This window comes from Pseudomonas sp. S1_E05 (genome assembly GCF_056337105.1).
Map to the genome: position 1 here is coordinate 3,660,810 of NZ_JBFRHM010000001.1, position 25,242 is coordinate 3,686,051.

Genomic DNA, 25,242 nt, shown 5'->3' on the forward strand with positions numbered 1-25,242 from the left:
GCCGTAGATTTGCCTACCCTTCTGATGCTGTTTATCAAGCCTGGCGGTTGGTATACAGGCTATATCGACAAGCCCTGCCGGGCATTGGGTCCTCATCTAGACTCAATGGAGAGTCGTAGACAGAACTGAGCACGTCGCTTTGGTGCGTTTAAAGCCAGGGCGTCGTGGCAATCTGGCTTTTATGCCCTTCAGAGGCGCGGCGAAGACCGTGCCGGGCACAACAAGATGCCCGCTCAGGGTGCCCTGGCCGCCGGCCGTTAGATGCCACGAATCGTGACGTGGCGAGTGCCGCAGCCGACACTTTCGGACAACCGACAACCATCTGGTGTGTCCGTGACCGTGAGGATTGCGCAATGCCTGATGAGAGTTTGCACCTGTCCGTGGTTAACAGCCTGCTGGAGCGCCATGCGGGCTCGGCGGGGGCGCTGTTGCCGGTTCTTCATGATATTCAGGAACGCATCGGGTATATCCCGGATGCCGCCGTGCCCGAGATTGCCCACGCGCTGAACCAGAGTCAGGCGGAGGTGCGCGGGGTGATCAGTTTTTACCATGATTTTCGCACCGCCCCGCCCGCTCGGCACATTCTGCGTTTGTGCCGCGCCGAGTCGTGCCAGAGCCGTGGGGCCGAGCAGCTGGCGGCGCAGTTGCGCGAGCGCTTGCAGCTCGATGATCACGGCAGCAGCGCCGATGGCAACATCAGCTTGCGCCCGGTTTATTGCCTGGGCGCCTGCGCCTGCTCGCCGGCCCTGGAGCTCGATGGCCGGGTGCATGCGCGGCTCAGTGCCGAGCGGCTGGATGCGTTGCTGGACGCCTGCCGGGAGGACGCATGATGCCCACTCTCTATTTGCCAGCCGATTCCCTGGCCCGTGCCGTGGGCGCCGATGAGGTGTCGACGGCGCTGATCACTCAGGCGAAAGAAAGCAACCTGCCGCTGGAACTGCAACGCACCAGCTCCCGTGGTTTGTACTGGCTGGAGCCGCTGCTGGAAGTGGACAGCCCGCAAGGCCGGCTCGGCTTCGGGCCGATGACCGCCGCCGACGTGCCGTCGGTGCTCGAGGCCCTGCAAAACCCTTCCTCCCACCATTCGCTGGCCCTCGGGCTGGTGGAGCAATTACCCTATCTGAAGACGCAACAACGTTTGCTGTTCGCCCGCGCCGGCATTACCCGGCCCTTGTCACTGGACGATTACCGAGCCCACGGAGGCTTTGAGGGGCTGAAAAGGGCCGTCGAATTGGGCGGCGAGCAGACGGCCACGGCGGTGTTCGATTCCGGCCTGCGTGGCCGGGGCGGCGCGGCGTTTCCGGCGGGGATCAAGTGGCGCACGGTGCGCGGCACTCCGGCTGCGCAGAAGTACATTGTGTGCAACGCCGACGAGGGCGACTCCGGCACCTTTGCCGACCGTATGTTGATGGAGGGCGATCCGTTTTTGCTGGTTGAAGGCATGGCGATTGCCGGCCTCTGCGTCGGCGCGACCTATGGCTACATTTACGTGCGTTCGGAATACCCGGATGCGGTGGCGGTGTTGCGTCAGGCGATCAACCTGGCGCGCCAGGCCGGTTACCTGGGCGCGAACGTCGGTGGCAGCGGTTTGACCTTCGACATGGAAGTGCGCGTGGGCGCCGGGGCTTACATTTGCGGTGAAGAAACCGCGCTGTTGGATTCATTGGAAGGCAAGCGCGGCTACGTGCGTGCCAAGCCGCCCATTCCGGCGCTCAAAGGTTTGTTCGGCCTGCCGACCCTCGTGCACAACGTGCTGACGCTGGCGTCGGTGCCGTTGATTCTGGCCAAGGGCGCACAGTTTTATCGCGATTACGGCATGGGCCGTTCGCTGGGCACCATGCCGTTCCAACTGGCGGGCAATGTTCGCCACGGTGGCCTGGTAGAACGGGCCTTTGGCCTGACCCTGCGCGAGCTGGTGGAGGACTACGGTGGAGGCACCGCCAGTGGGCGGCCGTTGAAAGCCGCTCAGGTCGGCGGCCCGCTGGGCGCCTGGGTGCCGCCGGGGCAATTCGATACGCCGCTGGACTACGAAGCGTTTGCCGCCATGGGCGCGATGCTCGGCCACGGTGGCGTGGTGGTGGCGGACGACAGCCTCGACATGGCGCACATGGCGCGCTTCGCCTTGCAGTTCTGCGCCGAGGAGTCCTGCGGCAAGTGCACGCCCTGCCGGATCGGCTCCACCCGGGGTGTCGAAGTCATCGACCGCCTCTTGGCAGCGCCGGACCAGAGCGGTCGCGATGAGCAGGCCATCATCCTCAAGGACCTGTGCGACACCCTGCAATACGGTTCGCTGTGCGCATTGGGCGGCATGACTTCCTATCCGGTGGCCAGCGCCCTCAAGCATTTCCCTGCCGACTTCGGTCTGCACGCCTCGGAGGCCGAGCAATGATCACTCTCTTCGACCCGAAAACCGATATCGACCTGGGCACGCCCGCCCGCGACAGCCAGGTGCAAATCACCCTGAATATCGACGGCCGCAGCATCACAGTGCCCGAAGGCACCTCGGTGATGCGCGCCGCCGCGCTGATGGGCACCACCATCCCCAAACTCTGCGCCACCGACAGCCTGGAAGCCTTCGGTTCCTGCCGCATGTGCCTGGTGGAAATCGACGGCATGCGTGGGTATCCGGCGTCGTGCACCACGCCGGTCACCGAAGGCATGACCGTGCACACCCAGACGCCGAAACTGGCGACCCTGCGCCGCAACGTCATGGAGCTGTACATCTCCGACCACCCGCTCGATTGCCTGACCTGCTCGGCCAACGGCAACTGCGAGCTGCAAACCGTCGCCGGGCAAGTGGGCCTGCGCGAGGTGCGTTATGGCTATGAGGGCGAGAACCACCTGGCGGATGTGAAAGACACCTCCAACCCGTATTTCGATTACGACCCGAGCAAGTGCATCGTCTGCAACCGCTGCGTGCGCGCCTGCGAAGAAACCCAGGGCACTTTCGCCCTGACGGTCACAGGGCGCGGGTTTGAGTCGCGGATCTCGGCGGCCGGTGGCGAGGACTTCCTGGACTCCGAATGCGTGTCCTGCGGCGCCTGCGTGCAGGCCTGCCCGACCGCCACACTGATGGAAAAAAGCGTGGTCGAGATGGGCCAGCCGGAACGTGCGGTGATTACCACCTGCGCCTATTGCGGTGTGGGCTGTTCGTTCCGCGCCGAAATGAAGGGCGATCAACTGGTGCGCATGGTGCCGGACAAGAACGGTCAGGCCAACCACGGCCACTCGTGCGTCAAGGGTCGTTTTGCCTGGGGTTACGCCACCCACCCGGATCGCATCACCAAGCCAATGATCCGCAAGCACATCAGTGATCCGTGGCAGGAAGTCAGCTGGGATGAGGCGGTGACCTACGCCGCCAGCGAATTCCGTCGCTTGCAGCAAACCTACGGGCGCGACTCCATTGGCGGCATCACGTCCAGCCGCTGCACCAACGAAGAAACCTATCTGGTGCAGAAACTGGTGCGCGCCGCGTTCGGCAACAACAACGTCGACACCTGCGCGCGGGTCTGCCACTCGCCGACCGGTTATGGTTTGAAACAAACCCTTGGCGAGTCGGCCGGGACCCAGAGCTTCGATTCGGTAATGAAGGCCGATGTGATTCTGGTCATGGGCGCCAACCCGAGCGATGCGCACCCGGTGTTCGGCTCGCAGCTCAAGCGCCGCTTGCGTGAGGGCGCACGATTGATCGTGATAGACCCACGGCGCATCGACCTGGTGGACTCCGTACACGCTCGAGCCGAGCTGCACCTGGCGCTGCGCCCCGGCACCAACGTCGCGATGCTCAATGCCCTGGCGCACACGATCCTCACTGAAGGCCTGCAAGATCAGGCGTTCATCGACGCCCGTTGCGAGGCCAGTGATTTTGCCCGCTGGAGCGAGTTCGTCAGCCGTGCGGAAAACTCGCCGGAAGTGCTCGGCCCGATCTGCGGTGTGCCGGCGGCCGACATCCGCGCCGCTGCCCGCCTCTACGCCACGGGTGGCAACGCGGCCATCTACTACGGCCTGGGCGTGACCGAACACAGTCAGGGCAGCACGTCGGTGATGGGCATCGCCAACCTCGCCATGGCCACCGGCAACATCGGCCGCGAAGGCGTGGGCGTGAACCCGTTGCGCGGGCAGAACAACGTGCAGGGCTCCTGCGACATGGGCTCGTTCCCCCACGAATTGCCCGGCTACCGGCACATCTCCAACGTCGGCGTGCGCACCCAGTTCGAGCAGGCGTGGAACGTCACCCTGCAACCCGACCCAGGCCTGCGTATTCCCAATATGTTCGAGTCGGCGCTGGCCGGCAGTTTCAAGGGACTTTATTGCCAGGGCGAGGACATCGCCCAGAGCGACCCCAACACCCAACACGTGACGGCGGCCCTTTCGGCGATGGAGTGCGTGGTGGTGCAGGACATTTTCCTCAACGAAACCGCCAAGTTTGCCCATGTGTTTTTGCCGGGTAGCTCGTTCCTGGAGAAGGACGGCACCTTCACCAACGCCGAGCGGCGTATCTCGCGGGTGCGCAAGGTCATGGAACCGCTGGGCGGCAAAGCCGACTGGGAAGGCACCGTGGCCCTGGCGCATGCGCTGGGTTACCCGATGAACTACAAACATCCATCGGAAATCATGGATGAAATCGCCAGCCTGACGCCGACCTTCACCAACGTCAGCTACGCCGAACTGGACCGCCACGGCAGCCTGCAATGGCCCTGCAACGAAGCGGCGCCGGACGGCACGCCGACCATGCACATCGAGGAATTCGTGCGTGGCAAAGGGCGGTTCATGCTCACGGGGTATGTGCCCACCGAAGAGAAGGTCAACAGCCGTTATCCGCTGCTGCTGACCACCGGGCGCATCCTCAGCCAGTACAACGTGGGCGCGCAGACCCGGCGCACCGACAACGTGGCCTGGCACGACGAAGACCGCCTGGAAATCCACCCGACCGACGCCGAGAGCCGTGGCATCAACGAAGGCGACTGGGTGGGCATCGGCAGCCGCGCCGGGCAGACCGTGCTGCGCGCGCGGGTGACCGAGCGGGTGGCGCCGGGCGTGGTGTACACCACCTTCCACTTCCCGGAATCGGGCGCCAACGTGATCACCACCGACAACTCCGACTGGGCCACCAACTGCCCGGAATACAAGGTCACGGCGGTGGAAGTCAGCCGCGTTTATCACCCGTCCGAATGGCAGAAACGCTACCAGGCGTTCAGTGACGAACAGCAACGCCTGCTCAAGGAACGCCGTCAGGCACGGGGCGATAAAGCGGAGGCGCGCCAATGAGTACAGCCAACCTGATCAAGATGGCCAACCAGATCGCCCAATACTTCGCCAACGAGCCGGACCAGCAACAGGCCGTGCTCAGCGTGCGCAACCACCTGCAGATGTTCTGGACCCCGGGCATGCGCAAAGAGTTGCTGGCCTGGCAGACCGAGCACCAGGGGGCAGAACTGCACCCGCTGGTGCAGACGGCGGTGAGTGAGGCGGGTTGGGAGGCTTGAGTATTCGCCAAACTCTGTGAGGACTCCACCACTGTAGGAGCGAGCTTGCTCGCGATAGCAACCGGCCAGACACTGCTGTGGTGATTGGCACACCGCATCGCGGGCAAGCCCGCTCCCACAATGATTCTGCGTTAACGCTGGACCTGTAGGAGCGAGCATGCTCGCGATAGCAACCGACCAGACACTGCTGTGGTGAGGGGTTAAACCGCATCGCGGGCAAGCCCGCTCCTACAATGGTTCTGCGTTAACGCCGGACCTGTAGGAGCGAGCATGCTCGCGATAGCAACCGGCCAGACACTGCCGTGGTGACGGGCAAACCGCATCGCGGGCAAGCCCGCTCCGACAATGGTTCTGCATTAACGCCGGACCTGTAGGAGCGAGCTTGCTCGCGATAGCAACCGGCCAGAGACTGCCGTGGTGACGGGCAAACCGCATCGCGGGCAAGCCCGCTCCTACAATGGTTCTGCATTAACGCCGGACCTGTAGGAGCGAGCATGCTCGCGATAGCAACCGGCCAGACACTGCCGTGGTGACGGGCACACCGCATCGCGGGCAAGCCCGCTCCTACGATGGTTCTGCGTTAACGCTGGACCTGTAGGAGCGAGCTTGCTCGCGATAGCAACCGGCCAGACACTACTGCAACGCGAGCATGCTCGCTCCTACAGGGATGTGTGCACCTCTGGTAGCACCACCAGCGCCTGTAAACCACCCGTGTAGCGATTGCGTAACGTCAGCTTGCCGCCGTGTTCCAGCACAATGGCTCGCGCCGCCGACAAGCCCAGGCCCACGCCGCCGGTGCTTTTGTTACGCGAACCTTCCATGCGGAAAAACGGCGTGAACACCTGCTCAAGGCTCTGCTCTGGAATCCCCGGCCCGCGATCCAGCACCTTGATCCGCACTTCCCCGGCATCGGCCACCAGCTTCATTTCAGGCTCCGCGCCGTACTTGATCGCGTTATCCAGCAGGTTGGTCATCACTCGCTTGAGCCCCAGCGGCCGACCGAAATACACCAACCGATGCGGACCGCTGAAGGCGACCTCGATGCCCTGGTCGCGGTAATCGTCCTTGAGCGTGTGCAGCAATTCGGCCAGGTCGAACTGGGTCGCCGGCTCCAACCGCGCATCATCGCGGAAGAACTCCAGCGCCGAGTTGATCATCGCCTGCATTTCATCCACATCACGAAACAGCCGCTGCTGTTGCTCGGCGTCTTCGATGAACTCACCTCGCAGGCGCATGCGCGTCAGCGGTGCGCGCAGGTCATGAGAGATGGCGGCGAGCATCTGTGTACGGTCACGGATAAAGTGTTGCAACTGGGCCTGCATGGCATTGAACGCGAGGATCGCCTGGCGGATTTCCTGCGGACCCAGCGGTTCGATGGGCGGGGCGCGGAAGTCCACGCCAAAACGTCTGGCGCCTTCGGTGAATTGCTCCAACGGCTTGGCCAGGCGCCGCGTGGCGATCAGCGCCACCAACGCGGTCGAGATCAGCACCAGCAGAACGACGATCAAGGTGCGCGGCGTTTCATCGAGCCCCCAACTGCGCGACGGTGCCGAGAACGTCAGCCACGAACCATCCGACAGTTCGATCACCAGCACATACCGCGCATCCGCCGAGCCCTCGGGCCATTCGCCGGGTTCATAGGCCTCAATGCGTCGATTCGTGGCGTGTAACAACGGCAGGAGAATTCTGGAGCCTTCTTCGGAGATGTCATCGTCCACCTCCGGTAACCTGAGATCGTGCCGATCAGCGTGCCAACTGACCTCGAAGCCGCTCTCTGTGACCGTCTGCGCCAATTGCGGCCGCAGCGCTACCGGCGCCGCATCGATCAGGCGGGCAACGGTCGCGGCATTTTCCAGAATGCCGACCTCGGTCAATGGCGGTCGGGCCCACACCCCGGCCAGCTGGATAAACAACCCGTTGAGCGCCAGGGAAATCAGCATCGCCAGGATGATGGTCAGCGCCACCCAGCGCGCTACCGTGTCGCGGCGAAATCCCTTGAGCCAGTTCATCGCCGCGTCACGCTGGGGGTGAACAGATAGCCGCCGTTGCGCACCGTGCGAATCATCGCCGGGCGCTTGGTGTCGGACTCCAGTTTGCGGCGCAGGCGGCTGACCTGCACGTCGATGCTGCGATCAAAGGCGTCGTGGCTGTGGCCCCGAGCCAGGTCGAGCAACTGCTCGCGGGTGAGAATGCGCTGCGGATGCTCGACAAACACCAGCAGCAGGTCGAACTCGCCCGCCGACAGCGGAATCATCACGTTGTCCGGCGAGCGCAGTTCTCGGCGGGTGACGTCCAGGTGCCAGTCGGCGAAGTCGATCAGTGGCCGTGGTCGCTCCTCGGCCAGAGGGCGGCGTTCGTCGACGCGGCGCAGCACGGCGCGCACCCGGGCCAGCAGTTCACGGGCGTCGAAGGGTTTGGTCAGGTAGTCGTCGGCCCCCAGTTCCAGCCCGACCACGCGGTCGCTGAGTTCGCCCATGGCGGTGAGCATGATGACCGGCACCGCATGGCGGATGCGCAGTTGCTGACACAGGATGAGCCCGCTGTCCCCTGGCAGCATCACGTCCAAAATGATCAGGTCCGGCGCCTGCCGCTCGATGGCTGCCCACAGCGACGCGCCGTCGGTGGCGACTTCGACGCGGTAGCCGTGCTGGACGAAGAATTTTTTCAGCAGGTCGAGGACTTCAACGTCGTCATCGACAATCAACAGGCTGTTCACCAAGGGTCACTTAAAAGGCGCGAATAGAACCGTCATTCAAAACCATTCGCGGCGGCGCGTCATATATTTCAATCGTGCAACAAAACGTCAGCGGCGCAATAAAGCGGACATCTTTACGCAAGGCTCTGGGCCCAGCATCTCGGCGAATTTCCCACGAGACTTGCCCCTAATGTCGCGTTATGCTCCCGCTCCCTGGCTGGCCCGCAACACTTCAATTGCCGTGATCGTCGTTGGCCTGGCCGGTTGCAGCAACCAGCCACCGGCCCCGGAGGTGGAGGCCGATGTTCGATGCGCCGATGTGAACTATTCGGTGTATGACCCAGCGGAATCGGTCAACCGTGGGATCTTCGCCTTCAACCGAGTGGTGGACGACTACGCCCTGGCGCCGGTTGCCCGGGGTTACCGTCACCTGCCGGATTTTTTCCAGACGGGTGTGCATAACTTCGTCAACAACTTCGGCGAACCCAAGGTGTTCATCAACGACCTGTTGCAAGGCAATCCGCAGCGTTCGGCCAACACACTGGGGCGGTTCGTGATCAACACCACGGTGGGCGTGGTGGGCCTGTTCGACGTGTCAGGCAAACTGGGCATCGCCCGTCACCAGGCCGATTTCGGTCAGACCTTTGGCGTGTGGGGTATCGGCAACGGACCAATCGTCGAGCTGCCGCTGCTCGGCACCTCCAACAGCCGCGACGCCGCCGGTCGGGTGCTGAGTTTTGTCGTCGATCCGTTTGGCGACAACAGCGACACCGTGGACACGCTCTCGACCGTCAATACCGTGGGTGACATCGTAGACGGCCGCGCTGAGGCATTGCCGCTCACCGACAGCCTGAAAAAACTGCCGGATTATTACAGCGCGCTGCGCAACGTGGTGGCCGAGCATCGCGCCGGTTTTGTGATTGAGGGCAAACAGGGATCGCCAAAGGCATCCAAGCCACACTGCACAGGAGCATCGGCTGATGGTTTTTGAACTGCTGCAACAACGCACCACCCGCGAGGACGAGGCGGCGCTGCACTGCCGGGAAATCACCCTGCGGTTTTCCCCGGACTGCCGGCAACTGGTGCTCAGCCGCTACAGCGAACATTACGGCCCGGCGCTGGTACGCTGGATCGAGCGCAGCCATACGGTGTCAGTCAGCGAGTTGTTTCGCTGGCTGGTGGCCAATGGCGAAACGGCAATAAGACGCCACGAATCACCGGCGAATCATGCTGTTTCAACACAGCCATTCCTGGCTCCTCTGCGCTCTGCGGTATCATCGGCCACCCAAGCGCCACGAGTCTTGAACCCGGATGTCCGTATCTCTGCCATTACCTGACGATGATTCTTCACTGCCAGCGGTTCTCGCAGGGCCCATGCTGCGACGGCTGGAGCCTACGCGGCTGGTCTTGTGGCTCGTAGGAAGTCGGGCGCTGGCGCTGACGTTACGTCTGCAAGGTGTTGGCGACATCCGTCTGGATGCCGGGCAGTGCACGGTGATCCCGGTCGGTCGTCATGCTTTTGTGCATTTGATCGATGTGCCGCTGGACAGCGCCCTGCCCTGCGACACGTTGATCGATTACGACCTGCTGATCGACGGCTTGAGCGGCATTGCTGAATGGGCGCCCCATCTGGTGTACGGCGCGGCGACTTGTCCGAATGTTGTCCTGCGCTCGCGTATCGACCAGTTGTTGCACGGTTCCTGCCGAAAACCGCATCACCCGGCAGTTGACGGTTTGCTTTGTGTGGACGGCTTGCTGGCTTCGACGCATGAAGCAACAGAGCGGCCCGCGATGCTGCTGATGAGCGGCGATCAGGTGTACGCCGACGATGTCGCCGGACCGATGCTGCGGGCGATTCATGCGTTGATCGAGCGCCTCGGCCTGTTTGGCGAGCATCTGGAGGGCGCGGTGGTCAGTGACAGCGCCAAGCTCTACGAACACCCGGCCAGCTACTACCACCGTGCGGATTTGCTACCGGCGCTGCGAAGCAACGAAACCCTGCGCGAGCGATTTTTCGGCGGCACACGTAAGCCGATTTTCACCAGCAGCAGTGCCGACAACCATTTGGTGACCTTCGCCGAAGTCATGGCCATGTACCTGCTGGTCTGGTCTCCAGTGCCCTGGACGCTGATCGCGCCTAAACCGCCGAAGCTGATCCCCGAGCGCCGTGAGCGTTATGCCCTGGAGCAGACGCGCATCGATGCGTTCAAGGCTGGCCTGCCCCGTGTCGCCCGGGCCTTCGCGCACCTGCCATGCCTGATGATTTTCGACGATCACGACATAACCGACGACTGGAACCTTTCCGCGCAATGGGAAGAAACGGCCTACGGGCATCCGTTCTCCAAACGCATCATCGGTAACGCGCTGATTGCCTACCTGCTGTGCCAGGGCTGGGGCAACAACCCGGATGTATTCGGCGCCTTACTTGAGAAGGCCGATGGTTTCAGTACCACCGGCGACGACGGCTACCTCGACAGCCCGGTGCAGGACGCCTTGATCGACGAACTGCTGAAGTTCCAGCACTGGCATTACGTGCTGCCCACCACCCCGGCGCTGGTGGTGCTCGACACCCGCACCCGGCGCTGGCGCAGCGAAATGACACTCAAGCAACCCTCGGGTCTGCTGGACTGGGAGGCCTTGTGTGAACTGCAACAGGAACTGCTGGATCACCCTTCGGCGATCATCGTTTCGCCCGCTCCGATATTCGGCGTCAAACTGATCGAGACCGTGCAGCGGGTCTTCAGCTGGCTGGGTTACCCGCTGCTGGTGGACGCGGAAAACTGGATGGCCCATCGCGGCGCAGCGCAGGTGATCCTGAACATTTTCCGACACTCGCGTACACCGGGAAACTACGTGGTGCTGTCCGGCGACGTGCATTATTCCTTCGTTTACGAAGTGTTTATCCGCCACCGCAAGGGCGGCCCACGGATCTGGCAAATCACCAGCAGCGGCATCAAGAACGAATTCCCGCCCGCCCTGCTGGAATGGTTCGACCGCCTCAACCGCTGGCTCTACTCACCACGCTCGCCACTGAACTGGCTGACCAAACGCAGGCGCATGCGCATCGTGCCGCATGTGCCCGAGCATGCCGAAGCGGGCGAGCGCCTGTGGAACTCGGCGGGGATTGGCCAGGTGTTCTTCAATGAACAGGGGCAACCGCAGGCGATCTACCAGCACAATGCCAACGGCGCACCGAAAACCCGGATGATCCCCCCTGAACCCGAGGGCCTGTAGGAGCGAGCTTGCTCCTACAGTTGTCCGTGTTGTCTGCTTGATTACGCTAGGACCTGGACTACATCAGTCACAGAAACGTCTCGAATCGGCTTGAGCGATACTTCAGAGCGAACGCAGATACGTCGTCTGCGAAACAACCATTGGTAGGTATCGCCTTGTCAACCTGTACTCATTTCTGTACGTTCGTCGCATCAAGCGAGGACGACAATATGCAAACCATTAACTACACCACCGCACGCGCGCACCTTGCCGAAACCATGGATCGAGTTAACGAAGACCGAGCACCATTGCTGGTGACTCGCCAGAAAGGCGAGCCAGTCGTAATGATGTCCCTGGCGGAATACAACGCCCTCGAAGAAACAGCGTATCTCCTGCGCTCACCGGCCAACGCTGAGCGTCTGATCAAATCGATCAGCAACCTGCGAGCAGGGAAAACAAAAACCAGGCAACTTATCGAAGAATGAACATCGAATTCACTCCTGAAGGTTGGGAAGACTATTTGTGGTTCCAACAAAACGATAAAGCAGGTTTGAAGCGCATCAATCTGTTGATCAAATCAATTCAGCGCGAACCGTTCGATGGTCTCGGAAAGCCAGAACCGCTCAAACACAACTTGAGCGGTTTTTGGTCACGTCGGATTACGGCAGAGCACCGATTGGTCTACGCCGTCGAAGGCGGTGAAATCTGCATCGTCATGTGCAGATACCATTACTGATATTCACCCCTCCCGTACCACCCGCCCCACCCCTCTGACAATCATATCCACCTCCCGCTCATCGATCGTCAACGGCGGCAGCAGGCGAATGGTCTTGCCGCGTGTGACGTTGATCAGCAAGCCGTGGTCCCGGGCGGCGATCAGGGCCAGGTCGCGGATGGGTTGCTTGAGTTCGATGCCGATCATCAAGCCCTGGCCGCGAATTGCCAGGACGTTGGGGTTGTCGGCCAACTCGATGCGTAATTTTTCGAGCAGCCGTACGCCCTGCACTTTGGCGTTCTCCAGCAGCCCCTGTTCCTCGATGATCTCCAGCACGGTGCAACCCACGCGGCAAGCCAGCGGGTTGCCGCCGAAGGTGCTGCCGTGGCTGCCTGGGGTGAACAGTTCGGCGGCTCGGCCACGAGCCAGGCAGGCGCCGATGGGGACGCCGTTACCGAGGCCCTTGGCCAGGGTCATCACGTCCGGGACGATGCCTTCATGCTGAAAGGCGAACCACTGTCCCGTGCGGCCGATACCGGTCTGGATTTCGTCGAGCATCAGCAGCCAGCCGTGCCGGCTGCACACATCGCGTAGCGCCGTGAGGTAACCGGGTGGTGCCGGCTGTACGCCGCTCTCGCCCTGGATCGGTTCCATGAGGACCGCGGCAATACGCGGGCCATGGGCCTTTTGCACCTTGTCCAACGCCTTGAGGTCACCAAATGGCACTTTGACGAAGTCCCCCGGCAGTTTGTTGTAGCCCAGGCGCACTGCCGGGCCATCGCTGGCCGACAGGGTGCCGAGCGTGCGGCCATGGAAAGCGTTTTCCATGACCACCACCAGCGGTTGCTCGATACCTTTGTGCCAGCCATGCAGACGCGCCAGTTTCAACGCGGTTTCGTTCGCCTCGGCACCGGAGTTGTTGAAAAACACCTTCTCCATGTCCGCCAATCGCGTCAGTTTCTGCGCCAACTGTTGCTGCCAGTCGATGCTGTACAGGTTGGAGGTGTGCAGCAACAGGCCGGCCTGTTCGCTGATGGCGGAGACGATTTTCGGATGTGAGTGACCGACGTTGGTCACCGCCACCCCTGCCACCGCGTCCAGGTACTCTCGCCCGACCTGGTCCCACAAACGCGTGCCCAGCCCTTTGCTGAAGCTCAGGGCCAGTGGTTGGTAAGTGCTCATCAGGCAGGCGGCGGTCATGGCATCAGGCTCCATCAGGTTGGTGTTTTTGCCAGTATGGTTAGCCACCTGAAATGGATAAACTCTGCAAAACTTCATTCATTTAAAAGTCAGGCTTGATAATGGATTTGTTCCAGGCAATGACCGTTTACGTCAGAGTGGTGGAAACAGGCAGCATGACCGCCGCAGCTTTGCAGTGCGAAATGTCTACCACGATGGTGGGCAATCACCTGCGAGCCCTGGAGAAACGTCTTGGCGTGCGCTTGCTCAACCGTACGACACGGCGCCAGCGGTTGACGGAATTCGGCACCGCGTACTATCAGCGCTGCCTGGAGGTACTGGGGTTGGTGGCCGAATCCGAGCGCCTGGCCGAGCAGGCACTGGATGAGCCGAGCGGCACCTTGCGCATCACTGCCCCGTTGACGTTCGGCACGGAAAAACTGGCACCGGCCCTGAGCGAGTTCACGCTGTTGTACCCGCACGTCAAACTCGATGTGGTCCTGACCAATCGCCGCCCTGACCTGTTGGAAAACGGTTTCGACGTGGCCTTTCGCCTTGGCCATATGGAACAGCACAATCTGATCGTACGCCCCTTGATCGACTATCCACTGACCATGTGCGCCTCACCCGCCTACCTGGCGCGACGTGGCAATCCGCAAACCCCGGAGGAGTTGCAATTGCACGACTGTCTGTCGTTCGCCTACCCGGCCGGCGACGACTGGCACTCGGTGGAAAAACAATGGCGCCTGAGTGGACCCGATGGCGAGATTGCCGTCGCGGTCAACGGACCGATGCTGATCAATAGTTCCGCCGGGCTACACCAGGCTGCCCGTACAGGCATGGGTATCGTGATGTTGCCTGATGCGCTGGTGGAGGAGGATCTGGAGAACGGCAAATTGATTGCCCTGATGCCAGACTTCTTGCCCCCTAGCCGGCCGATGAGCCTGATGTACGCGCAAGATCGCTACCGTTTGCCGAAACTGCGTCGCTTTGTCGATTTCGCCATGCAGATGTGGGGCAAGCACTAGGCGGCTGAACAACTGTTCGACTAATCTGCTGGGCACGCGGAACATTTTCGTCAGGGAGAACGTTGATGGATGGAGCGTCGGAAATTGGAACGCTGAAGTTCAATCTATCGGATTTGAACGAAGACATGCTGCACACCATCCTGGAGTTGGTGAGCGATGGCATCTGGGATTGGAACGCCAATTCCGGATTTGTCTATCGCAACCCTGGCTGGTATGAAATGTTGGGTTACGAACCGCATTCCCTGGAAAACACCGTGCTGACCTGGGAAAGCGTGATACATCCCGACGACTATCCTCGGGTCATGGTCCTGTTCGACGCCTACCTGGAACGACGCTCGACCGGTTACCAGGCCGAGTACCGATGCCGCGCCAAAGATGGGCGCTATATCTGGATCGAAGACCGAGGCTACGTGATTGCCCGCAATGACGATGGCTCTGTCGCGCGCATGGTCGGCGCGCATCGCAGTATCGATGACAGGAAGCGACTGGTCGAAGCCCTCGAGCGACGCAATGAATCCCTGGAAGCCATGGTTGAAGCGCGCACCCAGGAGCTGTCCCGGGTGAACCAGCAGCTACAAACCCAGCTCGAAGAAAACCGCAAACTGGCGCAAACCGACGCGCTGACAGCGACCGCCAACCGACATCTGCTGAGCACCGCCCTGCCCCAGGAATGTGAGCGCGCCCAACGTTTTCGCCAGCCACTGTCGCTGATTGCCATGGACATTGACGACTTCAAGCCGATCAACGACCACTACGGGCACGCCCTTGGGGACGCAGCGCTGGTGCGGGTGGTCGATAAGGTCAAACAATGCGTTCGTGAAGGCGACCTGCTGGTGCGCTGGGGCGGTGACGAGTTCATCATGGTCCTGCCCAATACGAGCCTGGCCGACGCCAGGGCTCTTGCTGAAACCATTCGTAGCAAACTTGCCGACCTTCCCCCGGTCGGCGATTTCCAACTGACACTCAGCATCGGGGTGGTGCAGCGATTCGACGAAGAACACCAGACCGGTTTGCTCGCCAGAGCCGATCAAGCGTTGTATCGGTCGAAAACGGCAGGCAAGAATGTGATTTCCAGTTGAACTCCCGCCCTCAAGGCCCCGCTTTTACCAGCACCGGTTTTTCCTGGTAGCGCTGTGGATACAACTGCTTCAACTGCGCCACCTTCGGCAGATCGTTGATCACGATGTAGGGATACGTCGGATGCTCGGTCAGGAAGTCCTGGTGTTCCTCCTCCGCCGGGTAAAAACCGTTGTAGCGTTCCAGCCGCGTGACGATCGGCTGCTCGAAGGACTTCGTCGCACTCAGTTGGTCGATATAAGCCTGGGCGACACGTTGCTGCTCGCTGTTCTGCACGAAGATTGCCGAACGATATTGCGTGCCGTGGTCCGGTCCCTGGCGGTTGAGTTCAGTGGGGTTGTGCGCCACGGAAAAGTAGATTTGCAGCAAGGTGCCATAGCTCACCTGCGTGGGGTCGAAAGTCACCTGTACCGACTCCGCATGGCCAGTATCCCCTTCACTGACCCGCTCGTATTGCGCAGTACCGACCGCCCCCCCGGCGTAACCCGACACCGCGCTCTTCACGCCTTTGACATGCTGAAACACGCCTTGTACACCCCAGAAGCAGCCACCGGCGAAGATCGCTGTTTCAGTGTGGGCCTGGGTGTTTTCGTCAATCGCGGGAGGAGGAAGAAGCACCGCCTCTTCAGCCCCGCCAAGGGAAAACGCCGAACACTGCCCGATAACGCCGGCAGCGGCCAGGCCCAACAGGGCACGACGCCAGGTGAACATGGATTTCATGGGCTTACTCCAGAATGAAAAAAACGTATCAAACGGTTTTGGGGTCGAATGTCATGGCGAGGCCGTTCATGCAATAGCGCAGGCCCGTGGGTTTCGGCCCGTCATCGAAAACGTGCCCCAGGTGCCCGCCGCAGCGCCGGCAGTGGACCTCGTCACGCACCATGCCGAAGCTGCGGTCCTGGCGCGTCGCGACGGCGCCGTCCAGCGGCGCCCAAAAACTTGGCCAGCCTGTGCGGCTGTCGAATTTGGTCGCCGATGAAAACAACGCCAGCTCGCAACCGGCACAGGCGAACGTGCCCTCGCGGTGTTCGTTGTTCAGGGCGCTGCTGTAGGCGCGTTCCGTGCCCTCTTCGCGCAGGATTTCGTATTGCTCGGCACTGAGTTTTGAACGCCATTCGCTGTCGCTGTGGGTGACCTCGAAGACCTCCCCGGCATTGGCTTCGCTGATCAGTGCGCTGATCGCGGCAAATTTTGGCAATACACCGACGACCACCGCCGCAACCCCCAGCCCACCGCCCGCGAGAAGAAAATGTCGCCGAGAAAACATGGCCGCCTCCAACAATACAAAGTGCCTTTCGTGGAACACAGCCTAGGCTTGAGTTGATCGCCAAATCCTCACGAGAAGTTAAATAATTCGTGATAACTCTGGCGTTGGAAAACCCGCACAATGTGCCCATTGCGTCGAAGGATTGAACTGGATGGAACAGACCAAACGCGTTCTCGTGGTCGAGGACGACCTGCATATCGCCGACCTTATCTGCCTGCACCTGCGTGACGAGCAGTTCGAGGTGGTGCACTGCGCCGACGGCAACGAAGGTATGCGACGGCTGGAGCAAGGAAGCTGGGACGCATTGATTCTCGATTTGATGCTGCCGGGTGTCGACGGCCTGGAAATCTGTCGGCGCGCTCGCGCCATGGCCCGCTACACACCGATCATCATCACCAGTGCGCGCTCCAGTGAGGTGCACCGGATTCTCGGGCTGGAGCTGGGTGCCGACGACTACCTGGCCAAACCCTTCTCCATGCTCGAGCTGGTGGCCCGGGTCAAGGCGTTGTTACGGCGAGTGGACGCCATGGCGCGCAACCTGAAGATGGACGCCGGCAGCTTGATCATCGACGGACTGTCCATCGACCCGATCACCCGCGAGGTCGCCCTCGATGGCCGGCGACTGGACCTCACGCCAAGGGAGTTCGACCTGCTCTATTTCTTCGCCCGCCAGCCAGGCAAGGTGTTCTCGCGCATGGACCTGCTCAATGCCGTGTGGGGCTACAGCCATGAAGGCTACGAGCACACGGTCAATACCCACATCAACCGCCTGCGCGCCAAGATCGAGGCCGACCCGGCAGACCCGATGCGCATCCTCACGGTGTGGGGTCGGGGTTACAAATTCGCCGCCCCGGATGAACAGCCATGAGGCTGACCCTGACGCAGCGTTTGTCGCTGGTATTCGCCGTGCTGTTGCTGGTGTGCTGCGGCACGTCGGCATGGATGCAGGTGCGCTCCAACCAGATGCACGAGCAGGAAGTGGTGCAGGGGTTGTCACGCGACCTCGCCCAGCACATCGCCCGCGACACCGTGCTGATGGACACCCAGGGCCTGATGCCCAATGCCGTGCGTGATCTGTTCAGCAAGCTGATGCTGGTCAACCCGAGTGTCGAGGTGTATCTGCTCGACACCGAGGGCAAGATCGTCGGCAGCGCGGCGCCCGAAGGACGGATTCACCGCGAGCGTGTCGACCTGGCGCCTATCCAGCGCCTGCTCAAGGGCGATGCCCTGCCGATCCTGGGCGACGACCCGCGCAGCGTCGATGCCCGTAAGGTGTTCAGTGCTGCGCCGCTCAAGGTTGACGGCAAAGCCGCCGGCTATCTCTATGTGGTGCTACTGGGCGAAGATCATGATCGCCTGGCCGAACGCGGTGCCACCAGCGCGGCCCTCAACACTGCACTGCTGTCCATCGCCCTGGTCGCCCTGCTTTGCCTGATCGCAGGTCTCACCGCGTTCGCGTTGATCACCCGGCCGTTGCGCCGCTTGACGGAAACCGTCAGCCGGTTCGACATTGATGGCACGCCAATGGCAGCCGCTGCCGCACTCCCTGTGGAAAAGATCGCCAGCCACGACGAAATTGCCATTCTCGATGCGACTTTCCGCCAGATGCAGGCACGGCTTAGCGAACAGTGGCGCTCGCTGACCCGCCAGGATCAGGAGCGACGCGAACTGGTCGCGAACATTTCCCATGACCTGCGTACGCCGCTGGCTTCATTGCATGGTTATCTGGAGACCCTGTCGCTGAAGGATACGACGCTGTCCCCAGCCGACCGGCGGCGTTACCTGGGCATCGCCTTGGATCAGAGCCGCAAGGTAGGCGGCCTGGCGCAGTCACTGCTGGAACTGGTAAGGCTCGAACACGGTTTTGTGCAACCGGTGCTTGAGCGCTTTTCGCTGACCGATCTGGTTCAGGACATTTTTCAGAAATTCGAACTGACCGCCGAGGCGCGCCAAGTGGAGCTCAAGGCCAGTTTCGCCCCCAACGTGGCGGCAGCCTGCGCCGACCTGGGCTTGATCGAAAGGGTGCTGACCAACCTGTTCGACAATGCCTTGCGCCATACGCCGCAGGGTGGAGAAATCGAACTGAGCCTGCGACCTCAGGGAGCTTTCATTGAGGTGACCGTCAGCGATACCGGCCCGGGTATCGCCCCGGAACTGCGCGAAGGCTTGTTCCTGCGGCCGTTCAACATCGGCGGCGCGCGCCGTGACGGCGGACTGGGGCTGAGGATCGTGCACCGGATCCTGCAATTGCATGGCCGCGATATCCAGCTGGTCGACGTGCCCGGGCGCGGCGCGACCTTTCGCTTCACATTGGCGGTAAACCAACAGACAGCGGAACAGTGGGCAGTGCGATCAATGAACCTCAACACCCCAACCCTGTAAACCCCATCGTGGGAACGGGGATAACGCATCCCCTGTAGGAGCGGACTTGTCCGCGATGGACTCAAGGACGCCGCAGGGTGCCAGCCATCGTCATCGTTCACGACCATCGCGACGTTTCGACGTTTCGACAGGCTCGCTCCTACAGGGGTGACAACCCCGCCCCGGTCCAATAGATTAGTCGGCCGGAAAAAGCCCGCGCGCTTTCTCGTCTCTATTCAAGCTGAAATAAGTAGTGAAATTTCAATGTCCGATTCCAATACCGCTGAATCCGTAGTCACCCTGTCGTCCAAAGCGGAATACGAAAACTCCATCAATCTTTCACAACATGTGTCCCAGGCCAAGACCATTAGCGAGATGGTGCTGGACGCTTTCCAGTCCACTCGGGAAAGTGACCAGATTCGCGAGCTGCGTGCCGCGATTCGCCAGGCGCATGACCGCTTTGATGACGATACCGCCTATGAACTGATGGGCCAGCTCAAACAGCTCAAGGATGCCGAAGCAGCCGATACGGCGGCGCTGGAAGACCTGAGCAGCAAATTCCCGATCAGCCGCATCCTGTCTGCGTTCAAGGACGACCCGGCGTTCCAGGAAATCGTCTACGGCCTGGCACTCAAAGTGCTGAACCAGACGCATCAGGCCATCAGCAACCCGAGCGGTGGCAAGAGCAAGGCTGCCCGAGTCAAAAAAGAAGCCGAAGTGTTCACCATCAGCAAGGACGGCATCAGTGTCACCCTGCCCCTGCGCACCCCGCGCTCGCGCTTGAGCGTTGACCGTGAAGCGCTGGAATTCCTCGGCTTTGCATTCGTCGGTGAAGGCGATGAAGCCGAGCTTGAAAGCGAGACCTTCCTGGATAATGCGGGCACCGAACAAGCGGTCAACCGCAAGAACATCATCACCGCGCTCCAACAGCAAACAGCCTTCGACGGCTATAGCATCACCGCGCAGTAACTCCCTCGAAGTCCCGCCACCGTCGGACTGAAAGCCCCGCCCTAGAGCGGGGCTTTTTATTGCCCGCGATTCCTGCCAAAGCCCGATTACTCTCACAGTAACGACACATGCTTAAACACTTCCCTTCACCCTTGAGCACCACGGGTCCGCCTGCGGGGAACATCGACTTTCTTTCCAGCCCAAGACTTCAGTGGTGCGATTGCTGAGGTCATCATGCACACCACGCCCTTGTACCGTCAGTTGGCCAACCACTATCTCGACGCGATCCGAAGCGGCACCTTGAAAACCGGTGAACGTTTCCCCTCTATCAGGCTGATGATGGAGAAACATGCCGTCAGCCTGTCGACGGCCGTGCAGGTTTGCCGCGAACTTGAGGACTGCGGCGTCCTCGAAGCGCGACCGCGCTCGGGCAACTACATTCGCCAGCCAGACACCTCGCCCAGACAGGTTGCGATCACACCTGCCCCGCCCCTGGACACCAGTGTTTACCTGGGCATTCACCCGCAGGTGTCATCGGTGTTCAAGGCCAGCGAGCAGGCGGCGGTAAAGGTCAATTTCGCCACTGCCTACTGCGCGCCATCGCTCTACCCCTTGAAGACCTTGCAGGACCAGATGATCAAGGCGCTGCGTCGGGACGCGCATTTACTTGATACAGAAGGCTCGACCTGCGGCAACCTTGCGTTGCGCAATGTCCTCGCTCGACGTGCGCTGACCGCCAAAGCCATTCTGCCCGCGGAGAAAATCGTGATCACCAACGGCGCCACTGAAGCTCTCACGCTGGCGCTGCGCGCGGTCAGCCATCCCGGTGACACGGTGGCCGTGGAGTCACCGACCTTCTATGGACTGCTGCAGATTCTCGAGAGCCTCCACCTGCACGTGCAGGAAATTCCGGCAACGGCGCAATCGGGTATCAACCTGCTGGCGTTGGAGCAACTGCTGCAAGGCTCGCAGCCCATACGCGCCGTGGTCGTCATGCCGAACCTGCAAAATCCGCTGGGCAGCATCATGCCCGACGCTAACAAGGCCAGGCTGGTGCAACTGTGCGCCGAGCACGGCACGGTGCTGATCGAAGACGACACTTACGGCGACCTGGTGGAGACCGATCAGCCGCTGTCGACGCTCAAGCATTGGGACCACAGCGATAACGTGATCCATTGCGCCTCATTGAATAAAACCCTGGCACCGGGCATGCGCCTGGGCTGGATCAGCGGGGGGAAATGGCACGAACGCGTCGAGATGCTCAAACACACGCAGTCCCGAGGTTGCGAAGCGTTGACGCAACTGGCGGTGAGCGCGTTCATGAAAACACCCTCCTACGAACGTTATCTGCGCCGGTTGAGAAAAACCCTGACGCTACAACGCCAGCAGATGAGTGAATCGATCACACGCTATTTCCCGGCAGGCACCGGCATCAGCGAACCTCGGGGCGGCGCGTTGCTGTGGGTGGAACTGCCACCACACTGTTCATCCATGAGGCTGTTCCATGAAGCGCTCAAGGTGGGGATCCAGATCTCGCCTGGGGATGTCTTTTCCAACAACCAACGCTTCAATCATTTCGTGCGGATCGGCTGCGGGATGCCGTATTCGCCGAAGATCGATGAGGCGCTGGCGACGTTGGGGCAGATGTTAAAAAACCCGACCTGAACACCTCGCTGCAGGAGCGAGCACGCTCGCGATGGTGGCCGGGACTCCACAGGGTGTCAGGCAGCCAGCGTTATCGTTGGCCTCCATCGCGAGCACGCTCGCTCCTACAGGGGGTGGAGCATTGGTGCTTGATGCAAACAGATAATGTGCGGCTCACCATTCCAACGCGGGAATCGCTCGGCGATCAGCGGATCATGCCCAGGAATGACGTGGTCCTCGCCATCCGCCAGCGCGTCGATCACATCGAACGCCTCCAGCGTCTGCGCCAGGTCATCCAGAATCGGAAACGGGCTGCGTTCGCGGATGTTCGCCCACAAATGCGCCGCATCCGAGGCCAGGACAATCCACCCGCGTGCAGTGTTGACCCGCACCACCTGGCTGCCCGGCGTGTGGCCGCCCACCGGGTGCAGCGTCACACCCGGCGCCACTTCGACCACGCCACCATGCAACCGCAACCGCCCCTCGAACAGCGGCGGCAATGCCGACATCACATCCTCCACCTCATAGGTTTTGTTCACCGTACGGTGTGCCATTTTCGGACCGGTGCAGAAACGCAATTCGGCTTCCTGCAAATGCACCGTGGCGTTGGGAAACAACCCCAGGTTGCCGGCATGATCCCAGTGCAAATGGGTGAGGATCAGGTTCTCGACGTGCGACGGATCTATGTCCAGTTGGCGTAGGGATTGTTCCGGCAGGCAATACATCTGTCGGTTGCGCCGATCCGCCGTGGCCGGCTGGAAACAGGTGTCGACCACGATCACCTGCTGCGGGTTGCGGATGACCCAGAAGTAGTAATCCAGCGGCATCGAGGCGTTCGGATCACCACAACAGGCGTCGTAAAGAAAGTTCTCCCGCGCCGTGCGCTGGGCATTGGCGCCGACGCGAATGGCGAACACTTCGTACTCAGGAACGGACATATTCATCTCCTGATCAGGCCACGGCAGCCGATTTGTGTGTCGGTCGGAAGTCGAAATCGATCTGGTCGCGGATGCCCAGATCCTCGGCCAACCGCTGTAGCCCGCTGTAGTCACGCATGATCGTGGCGTTCCGGTTGCTCTCGCGGGTGTCGGCAATGATCCGCTCCGCCTGCGCGACACCCAGTTGGGTCAGGATCGCCTCCCACATCGAGTAGTCCTGTGCCACGAATGCACTCAGCGCTACCGACAGGGTCTGTGTGAAAAACACCCGTTGCTCGGATTCCATGTTGGCGTACATGACCTTCGCCACTTCGGCGAGTACCTTGCTGTGGGCATATTCGTCGCGGTTGTGCAGTTCGGCAACCCGGCGGTTTTGCGGTTGGATACTCTGGTCATCGGCCAGGAGATCCAGGTAGGCGTTGACGCTGATCTCGGCCACCACCGCGAAGGTGATCGCCGCCAGGTCGCGCTGCCATTGTTCGGTCAGGGTTTGCTGCAATGCGACAAGGCGCAGGTAGGTGACTGAGGGTGGCAGGTCCAGGTCGTGGTTCAGCGCACGGTCCTCTCGGGTCCGCTCGATGGCTCGCAGGTGCATGAGGGTGTGGTAGTGCTCGTCGATCAGTGTCTGTTGCATCGCCTCGCGAAAATGCCAGTTGTCCTTTCCCAGATACTGGTTGGCGATGACGCTCAGTGCCGGATTAACCACGTGCTCTTCAGCGGTCACGGTGCGCAGGTTGTAGCCAATCCAGCCCCAGGTCACGACGTTGCTTTTCAGCTCGTCATCCAGCGCCTGGAACTCCGGGTGGTGGAAAAACGGCACCATGCACTCTGGATAATCCGGACGAGCGGGATCGAACACTTCGTCGACGGCAGACTTGTCCGGCGAACACACCGTGGCGCGTCGGGTCCAGGCCTGGTTGAGGCGGACCACCAGTTGATGATCGACCTTGGCGATCTCGATTGCTGTTTGCATGAGGCGATACCTGTAGGACGCGTACCCGGTAAGGGGTACGCCAATGGAAAAAGTGGGAGTCAGGCCAGCCAGTAGCGGGTCAGGTTTCGTCCGGGGTCGGTGTATCGGCTGCGGGCGTGGATCATGCGCCAGTTATCCCAGATCAACATGCAGCCATCGGGGATCAGCACCGGCGTGTTGTGCTCGACGAACCAGGCTTCCCCCAGGGTCGCAAAACGGGCCAGTGGCGAGCGGCTGTTCGTCACGTTCGAGTGCTGCAGGTCTTCCTCGGACGGGTTCACATCGCCGTAGTGAAACTGGTTGTAGCTGAAGCGGAAAATATCCCCATCTTCTGTAGGCGTGAGGATGTATTCCTTGACCCGCGTCTGTGCCGCTTCCCCCGGTTTGGCGGTGGCCACAAATTCCACCGGGGTTTCGTCGAGCCACTCGCGCAATTCCGGTTCGGTGCGCTCCAGATGGGCCAGGAACTCGATGCCGTCCACCAACCCGGTATGCCCACCGCCGCAGGTCGCCTGCTGATGACAATGCAGCGCCAGGTAACGCGGCGGCGGGCCGTAGACCGGCGCCTCGGTGTGCGGGCCAATGCCATTCATGCTCTGGGAATACGGCAAGGCTTCATACCCTGGCTTACGGGTGATGGGGTAGGCAGTTTGCCCATTGAATTGCGGAATGATCCGGCCGAACGCCTGCAATGTGCCGACAACATCGTAGGCAAATTCGCCAGCAGTCAGCACCGTCCAGCCGCGCGAGGCCAATTCCTCTTGGCGATGGCCGAGCGAAACGTAAGGTGTAGACACAAGAGTCCCTTGATCTGACATGGTGGTGTTCCTGGTGGTTTATCAGGCGTTAACGGTTTGGGTGTACGCGGCGATGAAGTCGCGGCAGGCAGTGCCCGGTCGGTAGTGCTGCTCGTCGATGCTCTGCACTGGGGTAATTTCGGCGGCGGTGCCCGTGAGAAAACACTCGTCGAAATCACCCAGCTCGGTGGGAAGAATCCTGCGTTCGACCACCTGGTAATCCAGCGCCCTGGCCAGCTCGATGACGGTCTGGCGGGTGATCCCATCGAGAAAACAATCCGGCTTGGGCGTGTGCAGCGTCCGGCCTTTGGCGAAAAACACGTTGGCACTGGTGGCCTCGGCCACATGACCGCGCCAGTCGAGCATCAGCGCATCGTGATAGCCGTGATTTTCCGCGTCGTGCTTGCTCAACGTGGCGATCTGGTAATGCCCCGAGGCCTTGGCTTCGAACGGGCTGGTATCCGGTGGCGGGCGTCGCCAAGCCGCCGTCTTCAGGCGGATGCCGGCCATGCGCGCCGCCGGATCGAAGTAGCTCGGCCATTGCCAGCAGGCGATCGCCACGTGCACACGGTTGAAACGCGCCGAGGTGGAGATCATTTCACTGCCACGCCATGCTACGGGGCGCAGGTAACCGTCGACCACGCTGTTGCGTTGCAGCAATTCATGGCTGGCCGACTCCAGCTCGGCCCGTTCAAAGGGGATGACGAAATCCATCAGGTGCGCCGAGCGATACAGCCGCTCGCTGTGTTCGCGCAGTTTGAAGACCTTGCCGTTGTAGACACGCTCGCCTTCATACACGGTGCTCGCGTAATGCAGACCGTGGGTCAGCACGTGCAACCGTGCCTGGGACCACTCGACAAACTCACCGTCGAGCCAGATAAAACCTTCTCGCTGATCAAACCCGATACTGCTCATGTCCTT

23 protein-coding genes and 1 pseudogene are annotated in these 25,242 nt (G+C 61.3%); 15 read left to right on the plus strand and 9 right to left on the minus strand.

The features are described from left to right. The first annotated feature begins 353 nt into the window (after window positions 1–353). From AB4N33_RS17005 to AB4N33_RS17020, 4 genes are read left to right on the plus strand one after another with little or no spacing between them, the layout of a single operon-like run. Window positions 354–830, plus strand: coding sequence for a formate dehydrogenase subunit gamma (locus AB4N33_RS17005; RefSeq protein ID WP_460117806.1), 477 nt, complete (start codon window positions 354–356; stop codon window positions 828–830). Next, a complete protein-coding gene (locus tag AB4N33_RS17010; RefSeq protein WP_476457818.1) occupies window positions 827–2,389 on the plus strand; it encodes a formate dehydrogenase beta subunit in 1,563 nt (520 codons plus the stop codon). Before AB4N33_RS17005 ends, AB4N33_RS17010 begins: the two co-directional genes overlap by 4 nt. Then, window positions 2,386–5,268 carry a formate dehydrogenase subunit alpha gene (fdhF, locus tag AB4N33_RS17015; protein WP_476457819.1) on the plus strand — a complete coding sequence of 961 codons (2,883 nt, stop codon included), beginning with the start codon at window positions 2,386–2,388 and terminating at the stop codon, window positions 5,266–5,268. Before AB4N33_RS17010 ends, fdhF begins: the two co-directional genes overlap by 4 nt. Beyond that, window positions 5,265–5,486 carry a formate dehydrogenase subunit delta gene (locus tag AB4N33_RS17020; protein ID WP_460140214.1) on the plus strand — a complete coding sequence of 74 codons (222 nt, stop codon included), beginning with the start codon at window positions 5,265–5,267 and terminating at the stop codon, window positions 5,484–5,486. Before fdhF ends, AB4N33_RS17020 begins: the two co-directional genes overlap by 4 nt. A gap of 659 nt (window positions 5,487–6,145) precedes the next feature. Here the strand turns inward: AB4N33_RS17020 and AB4N33_RS17025 are convergent. Then, entirely contained in the window at window positions 6,146–7,495 is a 1,350-nt protein-coding gene (locus tag AB4N33_RS17025; protein ID WP_476457820.1) for an ATP-binding protein, read from the minus strand. Next, window positions 7,492–8,202, minus strand: coding sequence for a response regulator (locus tag AB4N33_RS17030; RefSeq protein WP_476457821.1), 711 nt, complete (start codon window positions 8,200–8,202; stop codon window positions 7,492–7,494). The genes AB4N33_RS17025 and AB4N33_RS17030 overlap by 4 nt, the downstream gene beginning before the upstream one ends. 169 nt (window positions 8,203–8,371) lie before the next feature. On the opposite strand from AB4N33_RS17030, the gene AB4N33_RS17035 reads away from it, so the two are divergent. The 5 genes and pseudogenes from AB4N33_RS17035 (at window position 8,372) to AB4N33_RS17055 (ending at window position 12,130) form a co-directional block, all read left to right on the plus strand. Further along, window positions 8,372–9,172 (plus strand): MlaA family lipoprotein, encoded by an 801-nt coding sequence (locus AB4N33_RS17035; protein ID WP_476457822.1) that lies wholly within the window; start codon window positions 8,372–8,374, stop codon window positions 9,170–9,172. Next, window positions 9,162–9,398, plus strand: a pseudogene (locus AB4N33_RS17040) (hypothetical protein); the annotation flags it as partial. The gene AB4N33_RS17035 and the pseudogene AB4N33_RS17040, both read left to right, overlap by 11 nt. A gap of 94 nt (window positions 9,399–9,492) precedes the next feature. Then, a complete protein-coding gene (locus AB4N33_RS17045; protein ID WP_476457823.1) occupies window positions 9,493–11,415 on the plus strand; it encodes an alkaline phosphatase D family protein in 1,923 nt (640 codons plus the stop codon). Window positions 11,416–11,624: 209 nt separating this feature from the next. Continuing rightward, the gene (locus AB4N33_RS17050; RefSeq protein ID WP_460117821.1) at window positions 11,625–11,879 is read left to right on the plus strand and encodes a type II toxin-antitoxin system prevent-host-death family antitoxin; all 255 of its coding nucleotides are present in this window, start codon (window positions 11,625–11,627) and stop codon (window positions 11,877–11,879) included. After that, the gene (locus AB4N33_RS17055; protein ID WP_460117823.1) at window positions 11,876–12,130 is read left to right on the plus strand and encodes a Txe/YoeB family addiction module toxin; all 255 of its coding nucleotides are present in this window, start codon (window positions 11,876–11,878) and stop codon (window positions 12,128–12,130) included. Before AB4N33_RS17050 ends, AB4N33_RS17055 begins: the two co-directional genes overlap by 4 nt. Window positions 12,131–12,133: 3 nt before the next feature. On the opposite strand, the gene AB4N33_RS17060 is transcribed toward AB4N33_RS17055, so the two are convergent. Further along, window positions 12,134–13,309: an acetylornithine transaminase gene (locus tag AB4N33_RS17060; RefSeq protein WP_476457824.1), complete on the minus strand. Its 1,176-nt coding sequence runs from the start codon at window positions 13,307–13,309 to the stop codon at window positions 12,134–12,136. Between the two features lie 101 nt (window positions 13,310–13,410). Here AB4N33_RS17060 and AB4N33_RS17065 point away from each other — a divergent pair, with 101 nt between their 5' ends. Continuing rightward, window positions 13,411–14,316: a LysR family transcriptional regulator gene (locus AB4N33_RS17065; protein WP_476457825.1), complete on the plus strand. Its 906-nt coding sequence runs from the start codon at window positions 13,411–13,413 to the stop codon at window positions 14,314–14,316. Between the two features lie 65 nt (window positions 14,317–14,381). Then, the gene (locus tag AB4N33_RS17070) at window positions 14,382–15,395 is read left to right on the plus strand and encodes a sensor domain-containing diguanylate cyclase (RefSeq protein WP_460117828.1); all 1,014 of its coding nucleotides are present in this window, start codon (window positions 14,382–14,384) and stop codon (window positions 15,393–15,395) included. Between the two features lie 10 nt (window positions 15,396–15,405). On the opposite strand, the gene msrA is transcribed toward AB4N33_RS17070, so the two are convergent. Together msrA and msrB are read right to left on the minus strand one after the other, a co-directional pair. After that, window positions 15,406–16,113 (minus strand): peptide-methionine (S)-S-oxide reductase MsrA, encoded by a 708-nt coding sequence (msrA, locus tag AB4N33_RS17075; RefSeq protein WP_476457826.1) that lies wholly within the window; start codon window positions 16,111–16,113, stop codon window positions 15,406–15,408. Window positions 16,114–16,141: 28 nt separating this feature from the next. Then, window positions 16,142–16,660, minus strand: a complete 519-nt coding sequence (gene msrB, locus AB4N33_RS17080) for a peptide-methionine (R)-S-oxide reductase MsrB (protein ID WP_476457827.1) — start codon at window positions 16,658–16,660, stop codon at window positions 16,142–16,144. 151 nt (window positions 16,661–16,811) lie between these two features. Between msrB and AB4N33_RS17085 the strand changes: the two genes are divergently transcribed. The 4 genes from AB4N33_RS17085 to AB4N33_RS17100 all read left to right on the plus strand — a co-directional run bounded on the left by AB4N33_RS17085 (window position 16,812) and on the right by AB4N33_RS17100 (window position 21,634). Then, complete coding sequence (locus AB4N33_RS17085; RefSeq protein WP_460117833.1) at window positions 16,812–17,528, plus strand: response regulator transcription factor; 717 nt, start codon at window positions 16,812–16,814, stop codon at window positions 17,526–17,528. Next, window positions 17,525–19,042: a sensor histidine kinase gene (locus tag AB4N33_RS17090; RefSeq protein ID WP_476457828.1), complete on the plus strand. Its 1,518-nt coding sequence runs from the start codon at window positions 17,525–17,527 to the stop codon at window positions 19,040–19,042. Before AB4N33_RS17085 ends, AB4N33_RS17090 begins: the two co-directional genes overlap by 4 nt. 243 nt (window positions 19,043–19,285) lie before the next feature. Further along, window positions 19,286–19,990 carry a hypothetical protein gene (locus AB4N33_RS17095; RefSeq protein ID WP_460117837.1) on the plus strand — a complete coding sequence of 235 codons (705 nt, stop codon included), beginning with the start codon at window positions 19,286–19,288 and terminating at the stop codon, window positions 19,988–19,990. 213 nt (window positions 19,991–20,203) lie between these two features. Continuing rightward, a complete protein-coding gene (locus AB4N33_RS17100; RefSeq protein ID WP_460140224.1) occupies window positions 20,204–21,634 on the plus strand; it encodes an aminotransferase-like domain-containing protein in 1,431 nt (476 codons plus the stop codon). A 104-nt stretch (window positions 21,635–21,738) separates the two neighbouring features. Here the strand turns inward: AB4N33_RS17100 and AB4N33_RS17105 are convergent, their stop codons facing one another. From AB4N33_RS17105 to AB4N33_RS17120, 4 genes are read right to left on the minus strand one after another with little or no spacing between them, the layout of a single operon-like run. Continuing rightward, window positions 21,739–22,551: an N-acyl homoserine lactonase family protein gene (locus AB4N33_RS17105; RefSeq protein ID WP_476457829.1), complete on the minus strand. Its 813-nt coding sequence runs from the start codon at window positions 22,549–22,551 to the stop codon at window positions 21,739–21,741. Window positions 22,552–22,564: 13 nt separating this feature from the next. Next, complete coding sequence (locus tag AB4N33_RS17110) at window positions 22,565–23,524, minus strand: diiron oxygenase (RefSeq protein WP_476457830.1); 960 nt, start codon at window positions 23,522–23,524, stop codon at window positions 22,565–22,567. Between the two features lie 59 nt (window positions 23,525–23,583). Continuing rightward, window positions 23,584–24,342 carry a TauD/TfdA family dioxygenase gene (locus tag AB4N33_RS17115; RefSeq protein ID WP_460140227.1) on the minus strand — a complete coding sequence of 253 codons (759 nt, stop codon included), beginning with the start codon at window positions 24,340–24,342 and terminating at the stop codon, window positions 23,584–23,586. A gap of 21 nt (window positions 24,343–24,363) precedes the next feature. Continuing rightward, a complete protein-coding gene (locus AB4N33_RS17120; protein ID WP_460117846.1) occupies window positions 24,364–25,236 on the minus strand; it encodes a branched-chain amino acid aminotransferase in 873 nt (290 codons plus the stop codon). Between the last annotated feature and the right edge of the window lie 6 nt (window positions 25,237–25,242).